Source organism: Anaerolineae bacterium, from assembly GCA_016931895.1.
Lineage (GTDB): Bacteria > Chloroflexota > Anaerolineae > 4572-78 > J111 > JAFGNV01.
This window is the reverse complement of record JAFGDY010000200.1, coordinates 13,057-32,077: the sequence shown is the minus strand read 5'-3', so window position 1 is coordinate 32,077 and position 19,021 is coordinate 13,057. Positions and strand designations below refer to the sequence as shown.

The 19,021-nt window shown below is 53.9% G+C and carries 15 protein-coding genes and 1 other annotated feature; of the genes, 6 read left to right on the top strand and 9 right to left on the bottom strand.

Annotated elements, in window-relative coordinates; genetic code table 11:
- The first annotated feature begins 407 nt into the window (after window positions 1-407).
- From JW953_14695 to JW953_14685, 3 genes are all read left to right on the top strand, one after another.
- Window positions 408-2,045: an ABC-F family ATP-binding cassette domain-containing protein gene (locus tag JW953_14695; GenBank protein MBN1993945.1), complete on the top strand. Its 1,638-nt coding sequence runs from the start codon at window positions 408-410 to the stop codon at window positions 2,043-2,045.
- 236 nt (window positions 2,046-2,281) lie between these two features.
- Complete coding sequence (locus tag JW953_14690) at window positions 2,282-3,820, top strand: hypothetical protein (GenBank protein ID MBN1993944.1); 1,539 nt, start codon at window positions 2,282-2,284, stop codon at window positions 3,818-3,820.
- Between the two features lie 123 nt (window positions 3,821-3,943).
- A complete protein-coding gene (locus tag JW953_14685) occupies window positions 3,944-4,570 on the top strand; it encodes a uridine kinase (protein MBN1993943.1) in 627 nt (208 codons plus the stop codon).
- A gap of 113 nt (window positions 4,571-4,683) precedes the next feature.
- Here JW953_14685 and JW953_14680 read toward each other — a convergent pair whose 3' ends face one another.
- From JW953_14680 to JW953_14640, 9 genes are all read right to left on the bottom strand, one after another.
- A complete protein-coding gene (locus JW953_14680) occupies window positions 4,684-5,856 on the bottom strand; it encodes a hypothetical protein (protein ID MBN1993942.1) in 1,173 nt (390 codons plus the stop codon).
- Window positions 5,843-6,358, bottom strand: coding sequence for a hypothetical protein (locus JW953_14675; GenBank protein ID MBN1993941.1), 516 nt, complete (start codon window positions 6,356-6,358; stop codon window positions 5,843-5,845). The genes JW953_14680 and JW953_14675 overlap by 14 nt, the downstream gene beginning before the upstream one ends.
- Window positions 6,359-6,469: 111 nt before the next feature.
- Window positions 6,470-7,273 (bottom strand): GNAT family N-acetyltransferase, encoded by an 804-nt coding sequence (locus tag JW953_14670; GenBank protein ID MBN1993940.1) that lies wholly within the window; start codon window positions 7,271-7,273, stop codon window positions 6,470-6,472.
- Between the two features lie 110 nt (window positions 7,274-7,383).
- Window positions 7,384-8,502 carry a GNAT family N-acetyltransferase gene (locus tag JW953_14665; GenBank protein ID MBN1993939.1) on the bottom strand — a complete coding sequence of 373 codons (1,119 nt, stop codon included), beginning with the start codon at window positions 8,500-8,502 and terminating at the stop codon, window positions 7,384-7,386.
- A 51-nt stretch (window positions 8,503-8,553) separates the two neighbouring features.
- Complete coding sequence (locus JW953_14660) at window positions 8,554-9,834, bottom strand: aminotransferase class I/II-fold pyridoxal phosphate-dependent enzyme (protein MBN1993938.1); 1,281 nt, start codon at window positions 9,832-9,834, stop codon at window positions 8,554-8,556.
- Window positions 9,835-9,884: 50 nt separating this feature from the next.
- On the bottom strand, window positions 9,885-10,949 hold the full coding sequence (locus JW953_14655) for an aspartate-semialdehyde dehydrogenase (protein MBN1993937.1): 1,065 nt from the start codon (window positions 10,947-10,949) through the stop codon (window positions 9,885-9,887).
- 107 nt (window positions 10,950-11,056) lie between these two features.
- Window positions 11,057-11,590 carry a hypothetical protein gene (locus JW953_14650; protein MBN1993936.1) on the bottom strand — a complete coding sequence of 178 codons (534 nt, stop codon included), beginning with the start codon at window positions 11,588-11,590 and terminating at the stop codon, window positions 11,057-11,059.
- A 32-nt stretch (window positions 11,591-11,622) separates the two neighbouring features.
- On the bottom strand, window positions 11,623-13,410 hold the full coding sequence (locus tag JW953_14645; GenBank protein ID MBN1993935.1) for a threonine--tRNA ligase: 1,788 nt from the start codon (window positions 13,408-13,410) through the stop codon (window positions 11,623-11,625).
- Complete coding sequence (locus JW953_14640; protein ID MBN1993934.1) at window positions 13,397-13,948, bottom strand: hypothetical protein; 552 nt, start codon at window positions 13,946-13,948, stop codon at window positions 13,397-13,399. Before JW953_14640 ends, JW953_14645 begins: the two co-directional genes overlap by 14 nt.
- 31 nt (window positions 13,949-13,979) lie before the next feature.
- Window positions 13,980-14,231: a binding site (T-box leader), on the bottom strand.
- A gap of 114 nt (window positions 14,232-14,345) precedes the next feature.
- Here JW953_14640 and JW953_14635 point away from each other — a divergent pair.
- The 3 genes from JW953_14635 (at window position 14,346) to JW953_14625 (ending at window position 19,007) form a co-directional block, all read left to right on the top strand.
- Window positions 14,346-15,035, top strand: coding sequence for a DUF2461 domain-containing protein (locus JW953_14635; GenBank protein ID MBN1993933.1), 690 nt, complete (start codon window positions 14,346-14,348; stop codon window positions 15,033-15,035).
- A 196-nt stretch (window positions 15,036-15,231) separates the two neighbouring features.
- Window positions 15,232-16,911 carry a hypothetical protein gene (locus tag JW953_14630; protein MBN1993932.1) on the top strand — a complete coding sequence of 560 codons (1,680 nt, stop codon included), beginning with the start codon at window positions 15,232-15,234 and terminating at the stop codon, window positions 16,909-16,911.
- Window positions 16,912-17,030: 119 nt separating this feature from the next.
- Window positions 17,031-19,007, top strand: coding sequence for a VCBS repeat-containing protein (locus JW953_14625; GenBank protein MBN1993931.1), 1,977 nt, complete (start codon window positions 17,031-17,033; stop codon window positions 19,005-19,007).
- Window positions 19,008-19,021: the final 14 nt, after the last annotated feature.

Sequence of the window (19,021 nt, the reverse complement as noted above, 5' to 3'; positions counted from 1 at the left end):
TTGGGCAAGCTATCAGTTTATCACCTTTTCCGTTAATTGTGAATACCACTACATCTCGTGGTTTCCTCGGAAAATACCAAAGAACCAATATTGTCTTACTGGAGACAGAATGTTTTTCCAAAATCCTGCGCTTAATTCAACCATAAATACCGGCTATCAATCTTCTACCCTGGCGGACGCCTTCTCGTAGTGCGTCCGCTGCATAAATATTATGTAAACTCAAGCCGCGGACGGCAGCGCGTCCGCGGCTTTTTGTTTTTCTTTTAATCGTGGACAGCTACAGGGTTCACGATTTTTAATTTGACGACGACGACGGACGAACGACGAACGAATTCAGCTTGGTCGTTCGTCATTGGTCGTTAGTCGTTAGTCATGTTTCTGCAAATTCTGCTCTTGGAGGCATTTTTATGATTGTTTTACGTTTGGACAACGTTACCTTTAGCCATCCTGCCGGCCTGGTATTGGAAAACTTAAACTGGGCTATTCAGGATAATGATAAAATCGGTCTGGTTGGGCCAAACGGCTCAGGCAAAAGCACTATTCTAAAACTCCTGACCGGCGAATTGGTGCCGGACAGTGGTTTTGTGGTTACCAGCAAAGGAGTCACCGTGGGGTATCTGCCTCAAGAGGTCAGGCTAGACCCGCAAAAAACCGTCCTGGCCGAAGCTTTGGCCGCTTCGGACCGTGTGGCAACGTTAGAAGCTGCGCTGCACGAGGTGGAGAATTCTCTGGCCGCTCCGGCCGTTTACAACAATGAAGACGCTCTGACCCACGCCCTGGAGCGCCAGGCTCATCTATTGGAGGCATACCAAGAAGCCGGTGGTTTGAGCTACCAAAAAACCGTAAAAGCCATCCTGCGCCAGTTGGGCTTTACCGAGACTGATTTTGAGTTGCCCACCATCGTTTTGAGCGGAGGCCAAAAAAAGATGCTGGCGTTGGCTAAACTGGTCGTCAACAACCCGGCAGTGCTGCTTTTGGATGAGCCGGATAATCATCTTGATCTGGCCGGGAAAAATCTGCTGGAGCAATTCATCCGTCACTATCCCGGCACCGTTATCATCGTATCGCACGATCGCTATTTATTGGACGAAGTGGTGGATGGCATTATGGAGCTTGAAGGCGGTAAGCTTGACTTTTTCCCCGGCAATTATTCGGCCTACGTCACCGAAAAGGAACTGCGCCGCTTGCGCCACGCCCAGGTATATGCGGCCCAACAAAAAGAAATTGCCCGGCTGGAAGCGGCTATTGCCCGCTTTGAATTGTGGGCCAGCCTGGTAGTCAACGAGCGCCACATCAAACAGGCCCGCAACAAACGCCGCCAAATAGACCGGATGGACAAAGTTGATAAACCCTTTGTCCAAAAGGATATGAATCTGCAACTGAACGGCTGGCGCGGCTCCGATAAAGTGCTGGAGATCATTGATCTCAGCAAAGCCTTTGACGATAACCTCATTCTGGCAGGCGTTAACCTGACGCTCTGGCACGGCCAGCGGGTGGGCCTGATTGGCCCCAATGGAGCGGGTAAAAGCGTGCTGTTTCGGTGTGTGACCGGCCAGGAAAAACCAACAGGGGGCGAAGTAAAAATTGGCCCCAGCGTAAAAATGGGCATTTACACCCAGGAGCATCAAAACCTGGATTACACCAAGAGTCTGGTGGAAACGGTGCGCGAAACCAAACCGATGTACGAAGACCAGGCAGTTGCGTTTCTGGGCAAATTTCTTTTTCCTTACCAACAGGCCAAAACCCAAACGGTGGGCAGCCTGAGCGGCGGAGAGCGGAGCCGGCTGCAAATGGCCCTGCTGATGCTTCAGGAGCCAAATTTTTTATTGCTGGACGAGCCAACAAATAATCTCGACATCCGCTCGGCAGAAGTGTTGGAGCAGGCCCTGGATGACTTCAACGGGGCCGTTTTGGTTATTTCGCACGACCGTTATTTTTTGGATAAAGTGGTGGATCAAGTGGTTGAGCTTGATCCCAACCAGGGGGCCTTGACCGAATACCTGGGCGGCTACACCGATTACCTGGCCACTCAAACGGAGCAATGAAGAAGGCCAAGCCAATTTTGATAAACGGGTTTACTTGGGGTCTGTCCAAAATTTTAGGACAGGCTGGGGGGCGCGGGGGTATCCCCCCCGAATTCCTCCCGATGTGTCCAAATTTTCTAAAATTCTGGACGCATCCGGTTTACTTTGCGAACAAGGTTATTTATGGTATAATGGCTACATAAAATTGTTATGTCTAGTTGTATGGGTACGATTGCCGGAGAGGAATGGGTGCGCCTATGGCCACATCATTGGAATTAGCCATTACTGCCATCCGCTCAAACCGCAAGGATGAAGGGCGGCAATTGTTGAACCTGCTCATTCAGGAAAACCCCAACAATGAGCTGGCCTGGTTGTGGATGAGCAGTGTGGTCAATACCGACGAGCAGCGCGCCCGCTGCCTCTATCATGTGCTGGCTATTAACCCTGATAACCAGGTGGCCCGGCGTGGTTTGCAGCTTTTGGGTATTGTTGTTTCAGACTCGCGCCCGGTCAGAGTGCCCCGCGACTCGCAACCCATCAAAATTCCCAACCCCTCGCCGCCGCAAGCCCAGTTTTTGCCGGATACTCAACCCATGGCCGAAACTCAACCTGAATCCGCCAACCCTCAACCGGCCCCCCTTAATCCAACATCCGCCCCAGAACGACGGCCCTTTCGCCTTGATCCCCAGGCCATTGTGGCTGAACTACCTTTTAAACCCATCACCAAACCTTTTGCTGAAATCGTTCAGCCGGCAGCAGAATCAGGCCCGACCCAAGCTATCGGCCAGGACACACAGGCAGCTACACCCTTGGAGCCTGCGCCCGCTGTTCAGGTAAATTCCAGGCCGGAAACAGTCGCGGCTCAGCCAGGCAGACCCCTTCAGGCTCAACCAGCACCCTCCCCCTCAGAACCTGTGCCGGTGATCCAGCCGACAATGACGGCGCAGGATAGCGTGCAAACGGGCAACTTGCCTCATCCTTCGCAGCCGGTGCCGGTAACCCAAACCGATGTGTCGCCAGAACAAGCAGTGTTGCCGGGAACCGCCCCCTGGTCAGTTGGAGCAGTACAGCAGCCCAGGCCAGATACAGGTCCCTTGCCCGGCTCCGGACCACAGCAACCGGCAACGGGCAGCGTCCAGCCAATGAGCCAGGCTACCCAGTCTTACCCGCCGCAAATGGTGCCGGTGCCACAACAATTTGGACCGGGAGTGGCGCCAATTCAGGATACGCGGCCTTCACAGCCCGTACCGGTGACCTTTGGGCAAAATCCTTCTCAACCTGTGCCGATGACTCCCTCTAGCCCAACAATGGGCATGGCCATCCCATACGGCTCGGCCCAGGGTTATTCTCAACCTGTATCGCCGCTTCATGCAAACACCACCATGGGCATGCCTATGCCGGCCCAATACCCCTCCGGCAGTGGAGGGGCCCCTCCTTCTGAGCCGGTGCCGGTGATTCACGCAAATACTGCCATGGGCATGCCGGCCTACTATGGCCAGCCGCAGGTTCAGCAGCCCTTACCACAAAATCAGGCCGGTTATGCCGAGGCGACCATGCTCATGCCGGCCGGTAATTTCTTTGCTGCGCCGGCTCCGCCCTATCAATCCGGTATGGTTGACTACCGGGTGGCCAATCCCGGGTCCGGGCCAAATGTGGCCAAAACAAACCCACCGCAGGTGAAAGATAACGAAGAGGGCGAAGAAATCAATGTGCTGGCCGTTATTATTTTTGGCTCTCTCTCCGTAACGGCGTTAGGCGGGCTGGGGATGCTCATTTTACTGATGTTTGCCACCTGATCTTTTTGACCCCGGTTACACCTCCTTGAAAATCTGGCTGAAACTTTGCCGAAGCTTGTGGGCTAAAAATAGGGCACGCCTGTGGTTCGATCCCAACTCCTCCAAACACTGGCCGATCAACTTATTGCCATCAAACAACCTCACCCCATCCGGGTGGCTATTGACGGCGTAGATGCTGCCGGCAAAACCAGCCTGGCAAACGAGTTAAGCCAACCCTTGCGCAAACGTCATCGCCCCGTTATTCGGGCTTCCCTTGACGGATTTCACCATCCTCGCCGCATCCGCCATCAACGTGGTTCCACCTCGCCCGAAGGATATTATTACGACACCTTTGATTATGAAGCGGTCAAAACACTCTTGCTTACGCCGCTTGGCCCTGATGGAAATTGGCAATATCAAACAGCGGTATTTGATTTTGACACAGACGTTTCTATTCTCTCCCCGGTATGTTCCGCTCACCCTCACTCAATCCTGCTTTTTGATGGCGTTTTTCTGCTGTGTCCGGAATTGTATCACTATTGGGATTACAAAATATTTGTAGAAGTGGAATTTACCGTGGCGGTGGAGCGCGCTGCTACCCGTGATCAAGTGCGCTTTGGCTCGGCCGAGGCGGTGCAGGCGCGATATTGGCAGCGTTACGTGCCGGGACAACGCCTCTACTTGCAAAGTTGCCAACCAGGGGAACGCGCAGATCTAATTGTGGATAATAACGATCCGATGAACCCAAAAATCTACATTCCCCAACCCTAATGAAAGGAAAGAAAGGCGCTCAGGTGGCACAATTGATTACTACTCCTTTCCGGGCCTTTGCTTGCTAAAGAGGTTTTCCTGGCCAATGTTCCGGCGATTGGTGGGGGGATAGGTTATCTGCAACTCATCTCCCCGGCCTCCGGCTCGGTTGCTTCAATCCAGCGGCGTTCAAATTCTTGCAGATATTGGGCGGCAATATCGCTATTGGTGACCACTACCACGTTTTCGTCGTTGCTTTCGTCGGCATTTTCTGAAAAATTCAGCGAGCCGGTGACCACCAACTGGTCGTCAATAATAAAAACTTTGTGGTGAAAAGTGCGGGGATTGCCATCCTGGCGCACCGGCACGCCGGCGCAATAGAGCTTGGGCATTTCACTGTACTCGGTCTCGCTGCCCCGCGTTTCAAAAATCCCTTTCACGTCTATCCCGGTTTTGGCTTTATCCAGCAGCGCATCTCCCAATGCATCGTGCGTAAAGGAAAAGGCCATAAAGCGGATGTTTTTTTGCGCATTTTCAACTAGCGGGATAAGGTGGCTGATGGCCTCGTCTTCAGCCGCAAAAAAGATGCGGATGGGCGTGCCGCCAATCACCACGGTCTGGTTTTTCACGGTTGAGGGGGAAGTTGGCCCAAATTCTCCGGCCCACATCTCGTCAAACTCGCGCTCAAAAATGGCGGCCACTTCCGGCGAGTCAATCACCAAAACGTTGTTGTTATTGCGGAAGTTGCCGTTTACGGTAATGTTGGTGGAGCCGGTCCAAACCGTCTGGCCGTCAAAAATCCAGAATTTGTTGTGCATCAGGGCTTCACGCTCGTCGTCCTTGATTTCTACCCCGGCTTTTTTGAGCATCTTGAATTGGCCGTGCCCTGCTTCGGCGTCAGCTTCAAGGCCATACTCGTCATCCGTTACCCACTGCACTTCCACGCCGCGGTTATGGGCGTCAATCAAGGCGTCGGCCACAGGGGTGAGATCAAACTCAAACGAGGCGATGTGAATGGTTTTTTGGGCGTTATGGATATGGTTGATAAGCTTTTCAGGGATAGAGCCGGCCAGGTTGTCGAGGGTTTGTTCTTTCTGCGGCTCGGTAAAATAGACCTGCCACCAATCGCCGCCGCTGCCGACCATCGCCGGCGGCGGAGGTGTTGGCTCAGTTGGCGTAAATAGGCCCAGGGGGTCAACGCCGGTAAATATATAGTAGCAGGCAAATATTAACAGGATGCCAATTATCATCAGGGTAATAATTCGATTTTGACTTCGTGAGGCGGCTGACGTTTTACGTTTGGTCATTGGGTTCTCCTTGAGGCGTTATCCCGCTTAAATCTTCAAGCCACCGGCGTAAATTGACAATCATTTGTTGAGGCGGTACGGGATGTTCGGTTTGTTGACTGATAAAGGCCGCACGTTCGTTGTTGGGGGCAGAAAAATTTACGCTAATAAGATTGGCCTGTTCAATAATTTGAGCCAGGGCTGCCGCGCTACCTTCTGTATCCCCTTCTTGCTGGTTGACGACCCACTTGTTGACCGCTCGCATCAACCGGCGTGTCGCCTGTAGTTGAGGCGACATTGCGGCTTGGGCCTTAGAGTCATCCAAATCGCCGGTGCGTTGGGCAATGAGTTTGGCCCAGGCAATGCCCCAGTTAAGCAACTCTTTGGCGGCGGCATCGTCCAGGTCTGCGGTCAGTTGTTCATTTTCCAGGATGCTTTCCGCGGCGCGGTTGATACGCCGGGCAAGTTCCTCGAGGCCCGATTTTTTTTTGAACCATCGCCCAAAGAAATTTGATAAGTTCATAAGTTCTAAAATCCAATTTTGAAAATTTCTACCGGGTAGATGAAGCCATTGCCTTCATCTACTACTCTAAGTTAAACTCAGAACACATTTGTGCAATTCTGTCCTAAGCCCTTAATCGTCTTGATAGTCGAGGTCGGGGGGTAAAAACCACTGGCGTTGCGTATAGATTTCAAAACCCAATTTGTTGAAGAGATGGTAAGCCTGCGGGGTAGAATAGAGCATTGCCGTGGAACAGCCGCTCTCAAGCGCATCCTTGAGCATGCTATGCACCAAGATGGTGGCCACGCCGCGCCCGCGATATTGATCGCTGGTGCATACGTTCCAAATGCTGACCACGTTTTCCAGACAAATGGTGGTGCCGGCGCCAACCGGCTGTTCGTCTAAAAAGGCCAGATAGTGCCGCATAATGTTTTTGGCCTGTCCTTCAAGATGGGCCACGGGAAAAAGTTTAACCATGTCTGGCAAAGGAAAGTCAAAAACCTGGTGTTGTAAGGTACAAAAGGCAGTTAGCGAGGGCACTGTTTGGACCCGTTCTGTGTTTATATCCAAGTTTAAGAATAAATTGTTCTTGGCCGGCAAGTTTGGCAAAAACATGGCGGGTTGGGGGGGCAGGGATTGGTAACGCCGTTGGTCAAGAAAATCAGGGCCTTCGGGCAGACGATCGTGCACCAGTTCTATGGTGTAGAGAACCTCGTGCGAGGAAAAAAAAGCTGCCGTATCGGCCAGGAGGTCGTCATTAAGGGCCGTTGGGAAGAGCGGCTGAAAAATGTTAAACGTAGGGAACTTTAAGCCGCTGTAGCCGCGCAGCCAGGCCGGCATTCTCTCGAATATCCCGCCCAGGATGGTGCGATAACGGATGGCGTAAGCGGCAACAAGGTGTTGATCCAGTTTGGCCCGAATTGAGGAGTCAATCATGAGCAACCTCATTATTAAGGAGAGTAGGGGCAACGTAAAAAGGCCCCATTAGTTACATAATACTATGTGTATTGGCTTAACATGCAAATTTGGGAGGGTGTGGTAGAGGTTTATAGTTCATATTGGTAGAGCATATAGGATTGGCCTGGTTGAACACCGTAACGTTTTAAAAACTTGCCGCCCAGCGCGGCAGTGGGAAAAGGGCCAAAGGTTAAACTTTGCCAGCCTTGTTGGTGGGCGGTTTGTAAAGCCTGGTGCAGTAATTGGCGGCCAATACCCCGGCCTTGCCAATTTGGCAATACTGCGCCGTAGAGAACCCGCCCGTGGCTCACCGGCCGGCGGCCGGCCCAGGCCAGCCAGGCTCGCCACAACAGGTTGCGCCCCCCCTTAGCCAGCCGGAGCCGGGGCGCCAGGTCCGGTTGCAGTAGAACAAAACCGGGGGGCTGTTCATCTATTTCGGCCAGCCAGCCGGAGAGAGGCCAGGGTTTTACCCGGCGCAGTAAAAAGGCGGCTTCCCGGGCATCGGGAGGGGAAAAGTTGGCCCAGGTAGGACAGGCCGCGGCCAGCAGCGGCAACAGGTCGGTAGCGAGACGAAGCGGCTCCAGGGGCAAAAGTTTGGCCGGCAGCGCGGGCACAGAGGGGGGGGGCGGCGGCACATTCAGATGATAGAGCTGACTGCGGGCCAAGGGGCGCATAACCAATCCCACGGTTTCGGGCATGTAGGGAGGGGCGTAGGCTGTGTGCAGGGGAGGCAGGCGGTCCCAGTAATCTTGCAGCAGGCCGCTGTTCAAGTGGGGGGATAGACCAGTAGGGCCAATAACCCGCCGATAGCCGCTGCCCGCCAAGGTTTCGGCCACATACTTCAATAACCGCTCCAAACTCTCAACCTCGTTGGCGCAGCGCAGCAGGCCCAGATAGGCGGCATGGTCCTGCCGCCGGGAGTCGCCCAGCACAATGGTTGCCGCAACCATTCTTTCAAAAATAGCCCCGCTCCAGGTATATGGCGAGTTTTTTTGCCGCCTGGGCAGGGCTTCAGTTTTTACAAACAGAGGGTCCAGCCTGGCCAGATGGGAATTGCGGCCCGGCTCCAGTTCTTGGCGGAGCAGAGGATAATAAGGCGGCGCCCACTTGGGATCGTCGGCGTATAGCCGCCACCAGTCGTGAATAAAACTGCGGCGTTCCCACCGGCTTGTGGCAATTTGGCTGTGGTAATTGAAGTAAGCGGCCATTACTCTGCTCTAAAAGAGAAAGAAGCGATCTTTGCGGTCCTATCTTTCTTTTTATTTGTTTTCCTCCCCCTGATCAATGCTGGCCAATTGCGTGCACACAGCCAATACCTCCATTGCCGTCCGAATATCCTCGATGGAGGGAAAGGACGGGGCAATGCGAATATTACGGTCGCGGGGGTCCTTTTTATAGGGGAACGTGGCTCCTGCCGGAGTAAACTTGACGCCCGCTCCGGCTGCCATATTGACCACGGTTTGGGCGCAGCCATCCGGGGTGTTAAAGCTGACAAAATATCCGCCCCGGGGTTGGCTCCACTCCGCTACATTTTTGCCGTCCAGTTCTTGGACCAGCGTGGTTTGGACGGCGTCGAATTTGGGTTTCAAGATGGCGGCATTTTTTTGCATGTGGGCTTCGATGCCCGCCATATCCTTAAAAAACAATACGTGGCGCAGTTGGTTCAGTTTATCCGGTCCGATGGTTTGGAAAAACAACTCTTGTTTTACGGCCTCGATGTTTTTTCTGCTCCCGGCCATGAGGGCCAGCCCTGCCCCGGCAAAAGAGACTTTAGACGTAGAGCCAAAGATGAACACTCGCTCCGGGTTTTTGGCCTGCCGGCAAGCGGTGAGAATGTTGCGCAACCGGTCGGGTGTATCCGTTAGATGGTGCGCGGTGTAGGCATTATCCCAGAAAATGCGGAAATCTTTGGCCGCCGTTTGCATGCCGGCCAGCCGCTCCACTACCGAGTTGGAAAAAGTAACGCCGGTGGGGTTGCTGTACTTGGGCACGCACCAGATGCATTTAACGGTTTCATCTGCTGCGGCAATCTCCTCAACGGCGTCCATGTCCGGCCCGTCTGCCTGCATGGCAATAGGGATCATCTGAATTCCCAGATGCTGGCAAATGGCAAAGTGGCGATCATAACCGGGGCACGGGCACAAAAATTTAACAACCGGCAGTTTCCCCCAGGGGATGTCACTATCCACTACTCCTTTGACCATAGCCCGGATGATGGTATCGTACATCATCTTGAGGCTGGCATTGCCCCCCACAATGATTTCGCCCGGCTCAACCTCCAGGTATTGGGCAAAGAGGGCCTTGGCTTCGGGGATTCCGTCCAGGCCGCCGTAGTTCCGGCAATCGGCGCCGCCGGCTGTGTGAAAGTGTTGGTCGTTTACGCAGGTCAGCAAACCCAGAGAAAGGTCTAATTGCTCAGGGCATGGTTTTCCCCGGGTCATGTCTATGGCCAGGTTTTGGGATTGAAACGTTTGGTAACGTTTTTTCAATTCCGGTTCATTTTTTTTGAGTTCGTTAAAAGCTAACGCTTCAGGGTTCATGGCTTGCTCCTTTGGCTAAAAATTGGCATGCAGTTTTTAAAAGACAGGCGTTAATGTTCATTGAGCAGCCCCCGCTCAAGCAGCCCTTCCATGATTTGCACCACATTCAAGGCGGCGCCTTTGCGCAGGTTGTCGGCCACACACCACAGATTGAGGCCATTCTCAATCGTTGGGTCTTCACGGATACGGCCAACCAGCACAGCGTCTTGGTAGGCCGGTTGGCGCAGGTCCAGGGCTACCGGATAAGTTCTTTCCAAAGGGTCTTGTCGAGGGTTGTGGGGCTGGGGATGATCAAGCACAATGACCCCCGGAAAGTTGGCAAGAATTTCTCGGGCCTCATCAGCCGGCAGTTTACGCTCGGTTTCGATATTAATGCTTTCGCCGTGTCCCACCAGCACCGGCACCCGCACCGTGGTGGCCGTTATCTTCAGCCGGTCATCCCCCATGATCTTCCGGGTTTCCCACACCATTTTCATCTCTTCCCCGGTATACCCGTTTTTATTGAATTTGTCAATGTGGGGAATATAGTTAAAGGCAATGGGCCGGGCCAGGATGGTGGGATCATAGGGGATGTTATCCAGCGATTCCAGCGCGGGCGGGGTCTGGTTGAGCAACTCCTGGTTAGCCCGCACGCCCCAACCGGAGACGCTTTGATAGGTGGATACGACCACCCGTTTGATACCGGCGGCCCGGTGCAGGGGGGCCAGCGCCAGCACCATTTGGATGGTGGAACAGTTGGGACTGGCAATGAAACGGTGCTTCGGCTTCACCGCGTCCATATTGACCTCCGGCACCACCAGCGGGACGTCGGCATCCAGGCGGAAATCCTTGCCGTTGTCTATGCTGATTGCGCCTGCTTTTTCAGCCGTCGCCCGCCAGGTGACACTGGCTCCTTTGGCCCCTTCCTTGCCGGCAAACAGCACCACGTTTACCTCTTTAAAACTATCCGCCGAGATCTTTTCAACCAGGTATTGGTCGCCCGCCAGGATTTCGGCGCGTTCTCGCGTGGCGCAAACCCGCGGCGGCCACTCAACGGGTAATTTACGCTCCTTCAGAATAGAGACGATTTGTTGGCCCACCATTCCTACACCAACAACTGTAACTTTTAAAGGCATGCTTGTTTCTCCTATTAAAGTGATCAAATTGCACAAAATAAAAAGCCCCCACTTTGCGCCGTTTGCGCAGAGGGGGGCTTTTTGAACCTTAGTCTGCCACAACCGCGCTACAACTCGCCGGAACGCGTAGTGATGCAGTTTTGCGTGGTAGTGATAAATTCTGCCACCGGCAGGTCATTCTGCCGGGTATTATCTCGCCGGCGCAGGGAGACTGTCTCGTTTTCCATCTCCCGGTCGCCGACGATCAACATGTAGGGCACTTGCATTAACTGGGCCTGGCGAATTTTGGCGTTCATCCGCTCGGCGCCCAAATCGGCTTGGGCTCGAATTTTGGCATCTTGCAGACATTTTTTGAGTTGCAGCGCATATTCATTGTGGACCTCGGTGATGGGCACAATCTGCACCTGTTCCGGGCAAAGCCAGACCGGGAATTTACCGGCGTAGTGTTCAATCAAAAAGCCAATCATCCGTTCGTGCGTGTTCAATGGAGCGCGATGGATGCATAACGGCGTTTCCTCCTGGCCTTCGGAATTGATAAAATTCAGGTTAAAGCGCTCCGACGCGGCCTGGGCCATTACGTGGGCCAGGCTATGGCGGATTTTGTAGAGTTGGAGGTTTTGGTTGTTTTTTTGGCTGCTCATATAACCCTCTTTTGGCTGAAGTCTGGGGTAGGTTACGTTTTATTTTTAACCGCTTCCAGGGCCATCCTTTCAAACGCGGCAATATCCTGGGGGCCTAAATCTTCGCCGCTGCGCAAACGGACCGATACCTGTTTGGCCTCCTGCTCTTTATCACCAACCACCAGCATGTAGGGGATTTTTTGCCGCTGCGCCAGGCGGATTTTGTTGCCCATCCGCTCGCTGCCTGCATCCACATCCACGCGCAGGCCGGCGGTTTTTAAACGCCGGGTCACTTCATCGCAGTAGGTCACGTGCCGGTCGGCAATGGGAATCAGCACGGCTTGCACGGGCGACAGCCAGACCGGGAACGCGCCGCCGTAATGTTCAATCAACACCCCAAAAAATCGCTCCATAGAACCCAGCAAAGCCCGGTGGACCATATAGGGCCGATGCGCTTGGCCGTCTTCGCCAATGTAGGTCATGTCAAAACGCTCCGGCAGGTTGAAGTCAAATTGAATGGTGCTGAGCTGCCACTCGCGGCCCAGGGCGTCTTTGATTTTTAGATCAATTTTTGGCCCGTAGAAAGCGCCGCCGCCGGGGTCAATATCGTAGGGAATGCCCACCCGTTTGAGGGCGTCTTCCAGGGCTTGTTCGGCGTCGCGCCATTGGGCCGGGTCGCCCACGGCTTTATCTCCTTCTGGCCGGGTGCTGAGGTAAGCCTGGAAATCGGTAAAGCCAAAACTGCGCAGGATGTGCAGGCAGAAATTGAGAACAAAGTCAATTTCTTCCGGCATTTTGTTGGGCTGAACAAAGTGATGGGCGTCGTCCTGGGTGAAGCCGCGCACCCGGAGCAAACCGTGCAGCACACCGCTGCGCTCAAAACGATACACCGTGCCCCACTCGGCCATACGCATCGGCAGGTCGCGGTAGCTGCGGAGGCGGTCTTTGTACATTAAAATGTGAAAAGGGCAGTTCATTGGTTTGAGATAATATTCTTGCCCCTCAATGTCCAGCGGCGCGTACATAGATTCCTGGTAAAAATCCAGGTGGCCGCTGGTTTCCCACAGCGTGCTCTTGCCAATATGGGGCGAGTAGACCAGATCGTAGTTGTGGGCCAGGTGTTCTTCTTTACAAAATTCTTCGGCCAGGTGGCGCATCAAGCCTCCCTTGGGATGCCACAAAACCAGCCCGCCTCCCAGCATGTCGGCTTCGGTGCTGAACAGGTCCAGTTCTTGGCCCAGGCGGCGGTGGTCGCGTTTTTCAGCCTCTGCTAAACGGTGCAAATAAGCCTCAAGTTCTTCCCGCGACTCCCAAGCGGTGCCGTAAATACGCTGTAACTGCTCGCGTTTTTCGTCGCCGCGCCAGTAGGCCCCGGCGGTTTTGAGCAATTTGAAGGCTTTGGGGTTGATGACGCCCAGGTTGTCAACGTGCGGGCCTTTGCACAAATCCTCAAAGGTATCGTGTTTGTAAGTGCTGATGATGGGCGGTTCGTTGGTGGATTCGCCGTACTCGTCCACGCCGCCGGCTTCCAGGCCCTCAATCAATTCAATTTTGTAAGGCTGGTCGGCAAACAATTCCTTGGCCTCTGCTGCGCTCAACTCGCGGCGGTGGAAAATGTGTTTTTGTTTGATGATATTACGCATGCGCTTTTCAATATTTTGCAGGTCTTCCGGGGTGAGGGGGCGCGGCAGGTCAAAGTCGTAATAAAAACCATCCTCAATGGGCGGGCCAATGGCAATTTTGCCCATGGGAAACATCTCCAGCACGGCCTGGGCCATTACGTGTGATAAACTGTGGCGCAGTTTGTATAATCTATCTTTTTCCCGTTCATTCAGTTTCATCGTCTTCTCCTTCTATGGCATCTTTTGACTTTTCCAAACCCAGCGCCTCGACTTCTTCAGGCGTGAGCCTGCGCGCGCCGACGCCCATACCTCCCAAAAATCCTTTGATGTAGTTAAGGTATCCTTGCCGGTGCATGCCGGTGTTCCAGGTTCCTACCGAACCATTGATCACCCGCAGCACCCCGGCCAAATCTTTGGCTGCCAGCGGGCCATGTTCGGTAAAAGCCAGGGCTAAATTGTTAAGGATAAAACTCTTCAGTATCGTTTCGGGGCTGTCTCCCTGCACCTCGATACTTTCCGGCGGAGTTTCAATTTTTTGGGCCAGGATTTTGGGCATTTCCCCGGTTTTTTCCAACGATGAAATCAGCCCGCGCAAAGCCTGCCGCACATCGCCGTCTCGAATGTCCGATTCTATGGCCCAGGCTTGCAAAATGCCGGTTTCGGCTTTGAAGATGTAAGGCACGTATTCATCGTTGCGGTAATCTTTGATGGGATGCAGTTTTGAACCCTCTCCCGATTTTCTTTTTCGTTTCGCCATTTTTCACTCCAAATAAAAATCCCCTCATCCATTTTGGGACGAGGGGTTGATTTTCCACGCGGTTCCACCCAATTTTGGTAAAACGTAAAATGCGCCTTACGTTTTACCCTCATTAACGGCCAATAACGAGGCCAGCCGGAGCCTCATACTAACCGGGTGACGGCGTTCAGAGACTCGCTCTCAAGGGGTTTTCAACGGCGCTCGGCGAAAAAGGCTCTCAGCCAATGGCCTTTTCTCTCTGGCGCGTCTGCGGTCGCTTACTCGTCTTGATCAACGCTTTAACTCTTGAGGGCATTTTAGCATATTGAGCGGGGGAAGTCAAGGAAAAATTTTGACAAATGGGGAAACGTAGATTAATATTGGGCCGGAACAAAGGTTCTATAGAGGAGTAACCAAAATGACAGGCAACGCCTACATTACGCCCGAACTCTTTACCTTTTTTAGAGAGCTGCGGGAAAACAATCATCGAGCCTGGTTTCAAGCCAACAAAAGCCGCTATGAGGCGCAAGTGCGAGAGCCGCTGCTGCAATTCATTACCGATTTTGGCCTGCGCTTGGCCGAAATCAGCCCATACTATGTGGCCGACGCCCGGCGAGTGGGCGGCTCGTTGTTTCGCATTTACCGGGACATTCGTTTTGCTAAAGATAAAACTCCCTACAAAACAGCGGCGGGCATCCAGTTTCGTCACGAGAGCGGCAAGGATGTGCACGCGCCCGGTTTTTATCTGCACCTTGAGCCGGACAACGTTTTTGCCGGCGCAGGCATCTGGCAGCCCGACCTGTCTACCCTGAACCAGATTCGAGACGCCATTGTGGCTGACCCGGCCGGTTGGCGGCAGATCATGTCTGATGAGGCTTTTCAGTCAACATACAGCCTGGAAGGGGAGATATTAAAGCGACCGCCCAAGGGGTACGACCCCGACCATCCGCTCATTGAATACCTGAAGCGCAAAGATTTTGTGGCGGGCCGGCCTTTCAGCGAAACAGAAGCATGCGCGCCTGATTTTATGGATCGTTTTGCCGAGGGCTGCCGTATCGCCGCCCCGTTCACCGCGTTTTTGACCAGGGCGGTCGGGTTGCCGTGGTAACCCTTTTGTTGAACTAAAAATTCATCCTTGTAAAAAATGGCGAGTGTGACCCTTTGGGGGTGATATTCGCCGTTTTTATTAAAATTTTCACCGGATTCGTATCCTGGCCCGGGTCTGCCGGACTCTAATAATAGGAATGTCAGGCCCATGCAAAAATAATGGTGATTATAACATCCTTATTCAGGAGGGGGTATCTATGAAACACAAATTCAAGGGATTTATCCTTACCCTGGTTTGGCCAATTGCGCTGGCCGGTTTAGTAAATGCTTCATTTGCCTGGCCTGCACCCAAAATGGGGGCAGGCCAACTGCTCCTAAATACCCCGTTGTTAGGCCCGTTCGACAGCCATCTTTGCCCAGCGTTGCCCTTAACCGGCGCCATTGTTGATGTTTCCACCGTTTCTCAGTTGGAAACTGCCGTCAATACGGCCGCTCCTAACACCACTATCCGGGTAGCCGACGGGACCTACAACCTTAACGGCGTTTACCTGCGGTTTGATACCCCCAACGTAACGTTGCGCTCGGCAAGTGGCAATCGTGAGGCCGTCATTCTGGACGGCAACTACGATACTACCGAAATTATTCAAATTGCCGCTTCCAACATAACCATTGCCGACTTGACGCTGCGGGAAGCTTTTTATCATCCCATCCACGTGATGTCCGGCGCCGGCAGCCATACCCTGAACACCCTTATTTACAACGTGCATATTGTTGACCCCGGCGAGCAGGCCATCAAAATCAACCCCGTTTCCGGGGGATACTATCCAGACAATGGCCTCATCGCCTGTTCCCACATTGAGTTGACCGATGCCGGACGGCCCCATATTCGCAACAATTGTTACACCGGCGGAGTGGATGCGCACCAGGCCCGGGGCTGGATTATCCGTGATAATCTGATTGAAGGTTTTTGGTGCGCCAGCGGGCTTTCGGAACACGGCATCCATATGTGGCGCGGCTGCCGTGATACAATCGTCAAACGCAATGTGCTCAACAATAATGCGCGCGGCATTGGTTTTGGTTTGGAAACAAGCGGCACGGCCCGCACTTATGCCGATAATCCTTGCCCCAGCGTGAGCGGCGGTTATGTTGACCATTACGGCGGCATTATTCGCAACAATTTTGTCTTTGCCAACCATGCCGAATTATTCTCATCGGCTGATGGCTTTGATTGCGGCATCTGCCTGTGGCAGGCTTGCGGGGGCCAGGTGCTGCATAACACGGTTGCTTCAACGCAAGCGCCTTTTTCATCTATCGAGTGGCGTTTTTCCAACACCAAAGATGTCACCATTACCAACAATCTGGTGACGCATAACTTGAGGCCGCGAGATGGGGCGACAGCCGTGTTGTCTGGAAATTTACAAAACCAACCTCTCTCTCTATTTGCAGGCGGTTCAGGCGGCAACTTGCATCTGTCCACCACAGCGACCAATGCCATTGACCAGGGTTCTTTGGTGGGGGCGGGTTTAGCTGACGATGATATTGACGGGGACGCGCGTCCCTTTGGCACTACCCGCGATATTGGCGCTGACGAATACGATGGGGCGGTGACTGACCTGCGCGTGACCCATGCCGTCACCGGCACCGGCATTCTCACGGTTACGCTCTCCTGGACCGCCCCGGTAAACGTGGTGACGACAACGTTGCGATACTCAGACACATCCATCACCGATCTTAATTGGCCCGGCGCTGTTGTTCTCACCAATACATTACCCGATTCTACTCAAGTTTATACAGCCGCCATACCGGATAGCGGGGGAGTTGTTTTCTTCGCCCTAAAATCGCAAGACGTCAACGCCGGCTGGTCGGGTTTATCCAACAATGCCCAGTGGCCGCGCCTTGATGTTTATCTGCCTGTAATTTTGAAAAGAATGGGCTAAATTTACGCCTAAATATGTTGCGTAGAGCGTATTTCGTCTTGCGTATCTCGTTTGACTTGAGGAATCTCCATTAATTTTTTTCAGGAAAGCTCTACCGTGAAGGGAGGCAGTGAATAGAAATGAAACCGCAGAAATTTTTGGAAATGATTTTAGGATTGATTCTGCTGTTGGGTGTGGTTGCGAGCGGCCAATGGTTTGCCGCCCGGGCTGCGCCGCAGTTGGCTGTCCAGACACCTGTGCTTAAGTGGCAGCGCGGTGGGTGTTACGCCTCCTGGTGCGAGACCGGCTGGTATGCCTCGCCGGCCGTAGCCGACCTGGACAACGACGGCACGATGGAGGTGATTGGCGGCGCATACACGGTTTTTATTCTCAACGGCGAGGATGGCACGGTTCAACAAAGCGTGGATACCCCCGGCAGCCGGGTATGGCCCGGCGTAGTGGTGGCCGACATTGACGGGGATACAGATTTGGAGATTGTGACAGCCCAAGGCGATGGTTACTTGAATGTGCTCAACCACACCGGCAGCCTTGTCTGGACCCGCCAGCCCTCTTCCAGCGAATTGCGCGGCCTTTCTGTCTACGACCTGGATGGTGACGGCACGTTGGAAATCATTGTCACCGCTGCTGTTGGCAGCAAAACTAATACCTGGGTTTACAAGCACGATGGCGCGCTCCGTTCCGGTTGGCCCCAATTGAGCGACGACAGCGGCTACGCCTGGGGGGTCTTCAACGATAATGCCGCCGTCGGCGACCTGGACGGTGACGGTACGGGCGAGATTGTGATCCCTTCCGACGTACACTATATTTGCGCTTACGAACCGGACGGCAGCCAGATACCGGCTCACTCAATGTATGGCGGCAAAGGGTGGGGCAAAGTGGGGGTATGGGAAAGCCTGACGGTTGAACTGCGCGGTTGGGGAGAGTGCAACGGGGTGCGGGCGGAAAGTTACCGCACCAACTTTGCCCACGGCCCGGCCGTCATCGCCGATGTCAATGGTGATGGCGCCCTGGAAGTGGTGGCTACGGGCAACGTGTACGATTGCAACGTGGGCCATCCTCCCGGCAAATACAATGGCGTGTACGTTTTCAACGCAGACCGCAGCCGTTTCAATGCGGGCGGCTACGATTGGCAGACTGTCCCGGTAGATACGGGCGCTCCTCTGACCGAGGATTATAACATTATCGAAAACAACCAACCCAACCCCGTCACCGCCGACCTGGACGGCGATGGTAAGCTGGAAATCCTGTATTCCTCCTATGATGGCCGCGTTCACGTTTTCTGGCCGGACAAAACCGAGCATCACGCCTGGCCTTACGCCGTTTACTCCGGCAGTAGACCCTACCGTTTTGCTTCCGAGCCGGTGGTGGCCGACCTGGACGCTGATGGTTACGCCGAAGTTATTTTTGCTTCCTGGGTGGAGAAGGGGAGTAACCAGACCGGCAAACTGCACATTCTCAATTACCAGGGCACACCTCTCCGGGAAGTTGATTTGCCCCTGGCCTTTGGCAGCGCCGATTGGAACGGCGCCCTGGCTGCGCCCACCCTGGCCAATATTGACAGCGACGCCGATTTGGAAGTGGTGCTGAATACGGCCCACGCCGGTTTTGTGGCTTACGACCTGCCCGGCACTGCCAATGCGCATATTCTGTGGGGCACGGGCCGGGGAAACTACCGGCGCACCGGCTCGATCTTAATCGGTTCCCTGCAAGCTTCACGTAAGTGGGCGCAGCCCATGTTGCCCGGCCCCGGCGACGTGCTGACTTACACCATCACCCTCCAAAATTCCGGCCTGAACTTGCCCAAGGTCGTTGTCACCGATACCCTGCCCGGTGAAGTCAATTATTTGCATAATCTGTGGGCCTCGGCCGGCAGTTATGGCGAATCGGGGGGAGTCATTACCTGGACCGGGGCTGTCAGCGGGGGAATGCCGGTTACCATCACCTATGGCGTTACCGTGAGCGAACAAATTACCGAGCCTTACGTTATCGCCAACACAGTGTTAATGGATGATGGCCTGGGCAACGTGCTGCAACGGCAGGCCATAGTTATTGCCAATGGCATCCCGGCCTACCTGCCGGTGATCCAGAAAAACTGAACCCTTATCTCCAG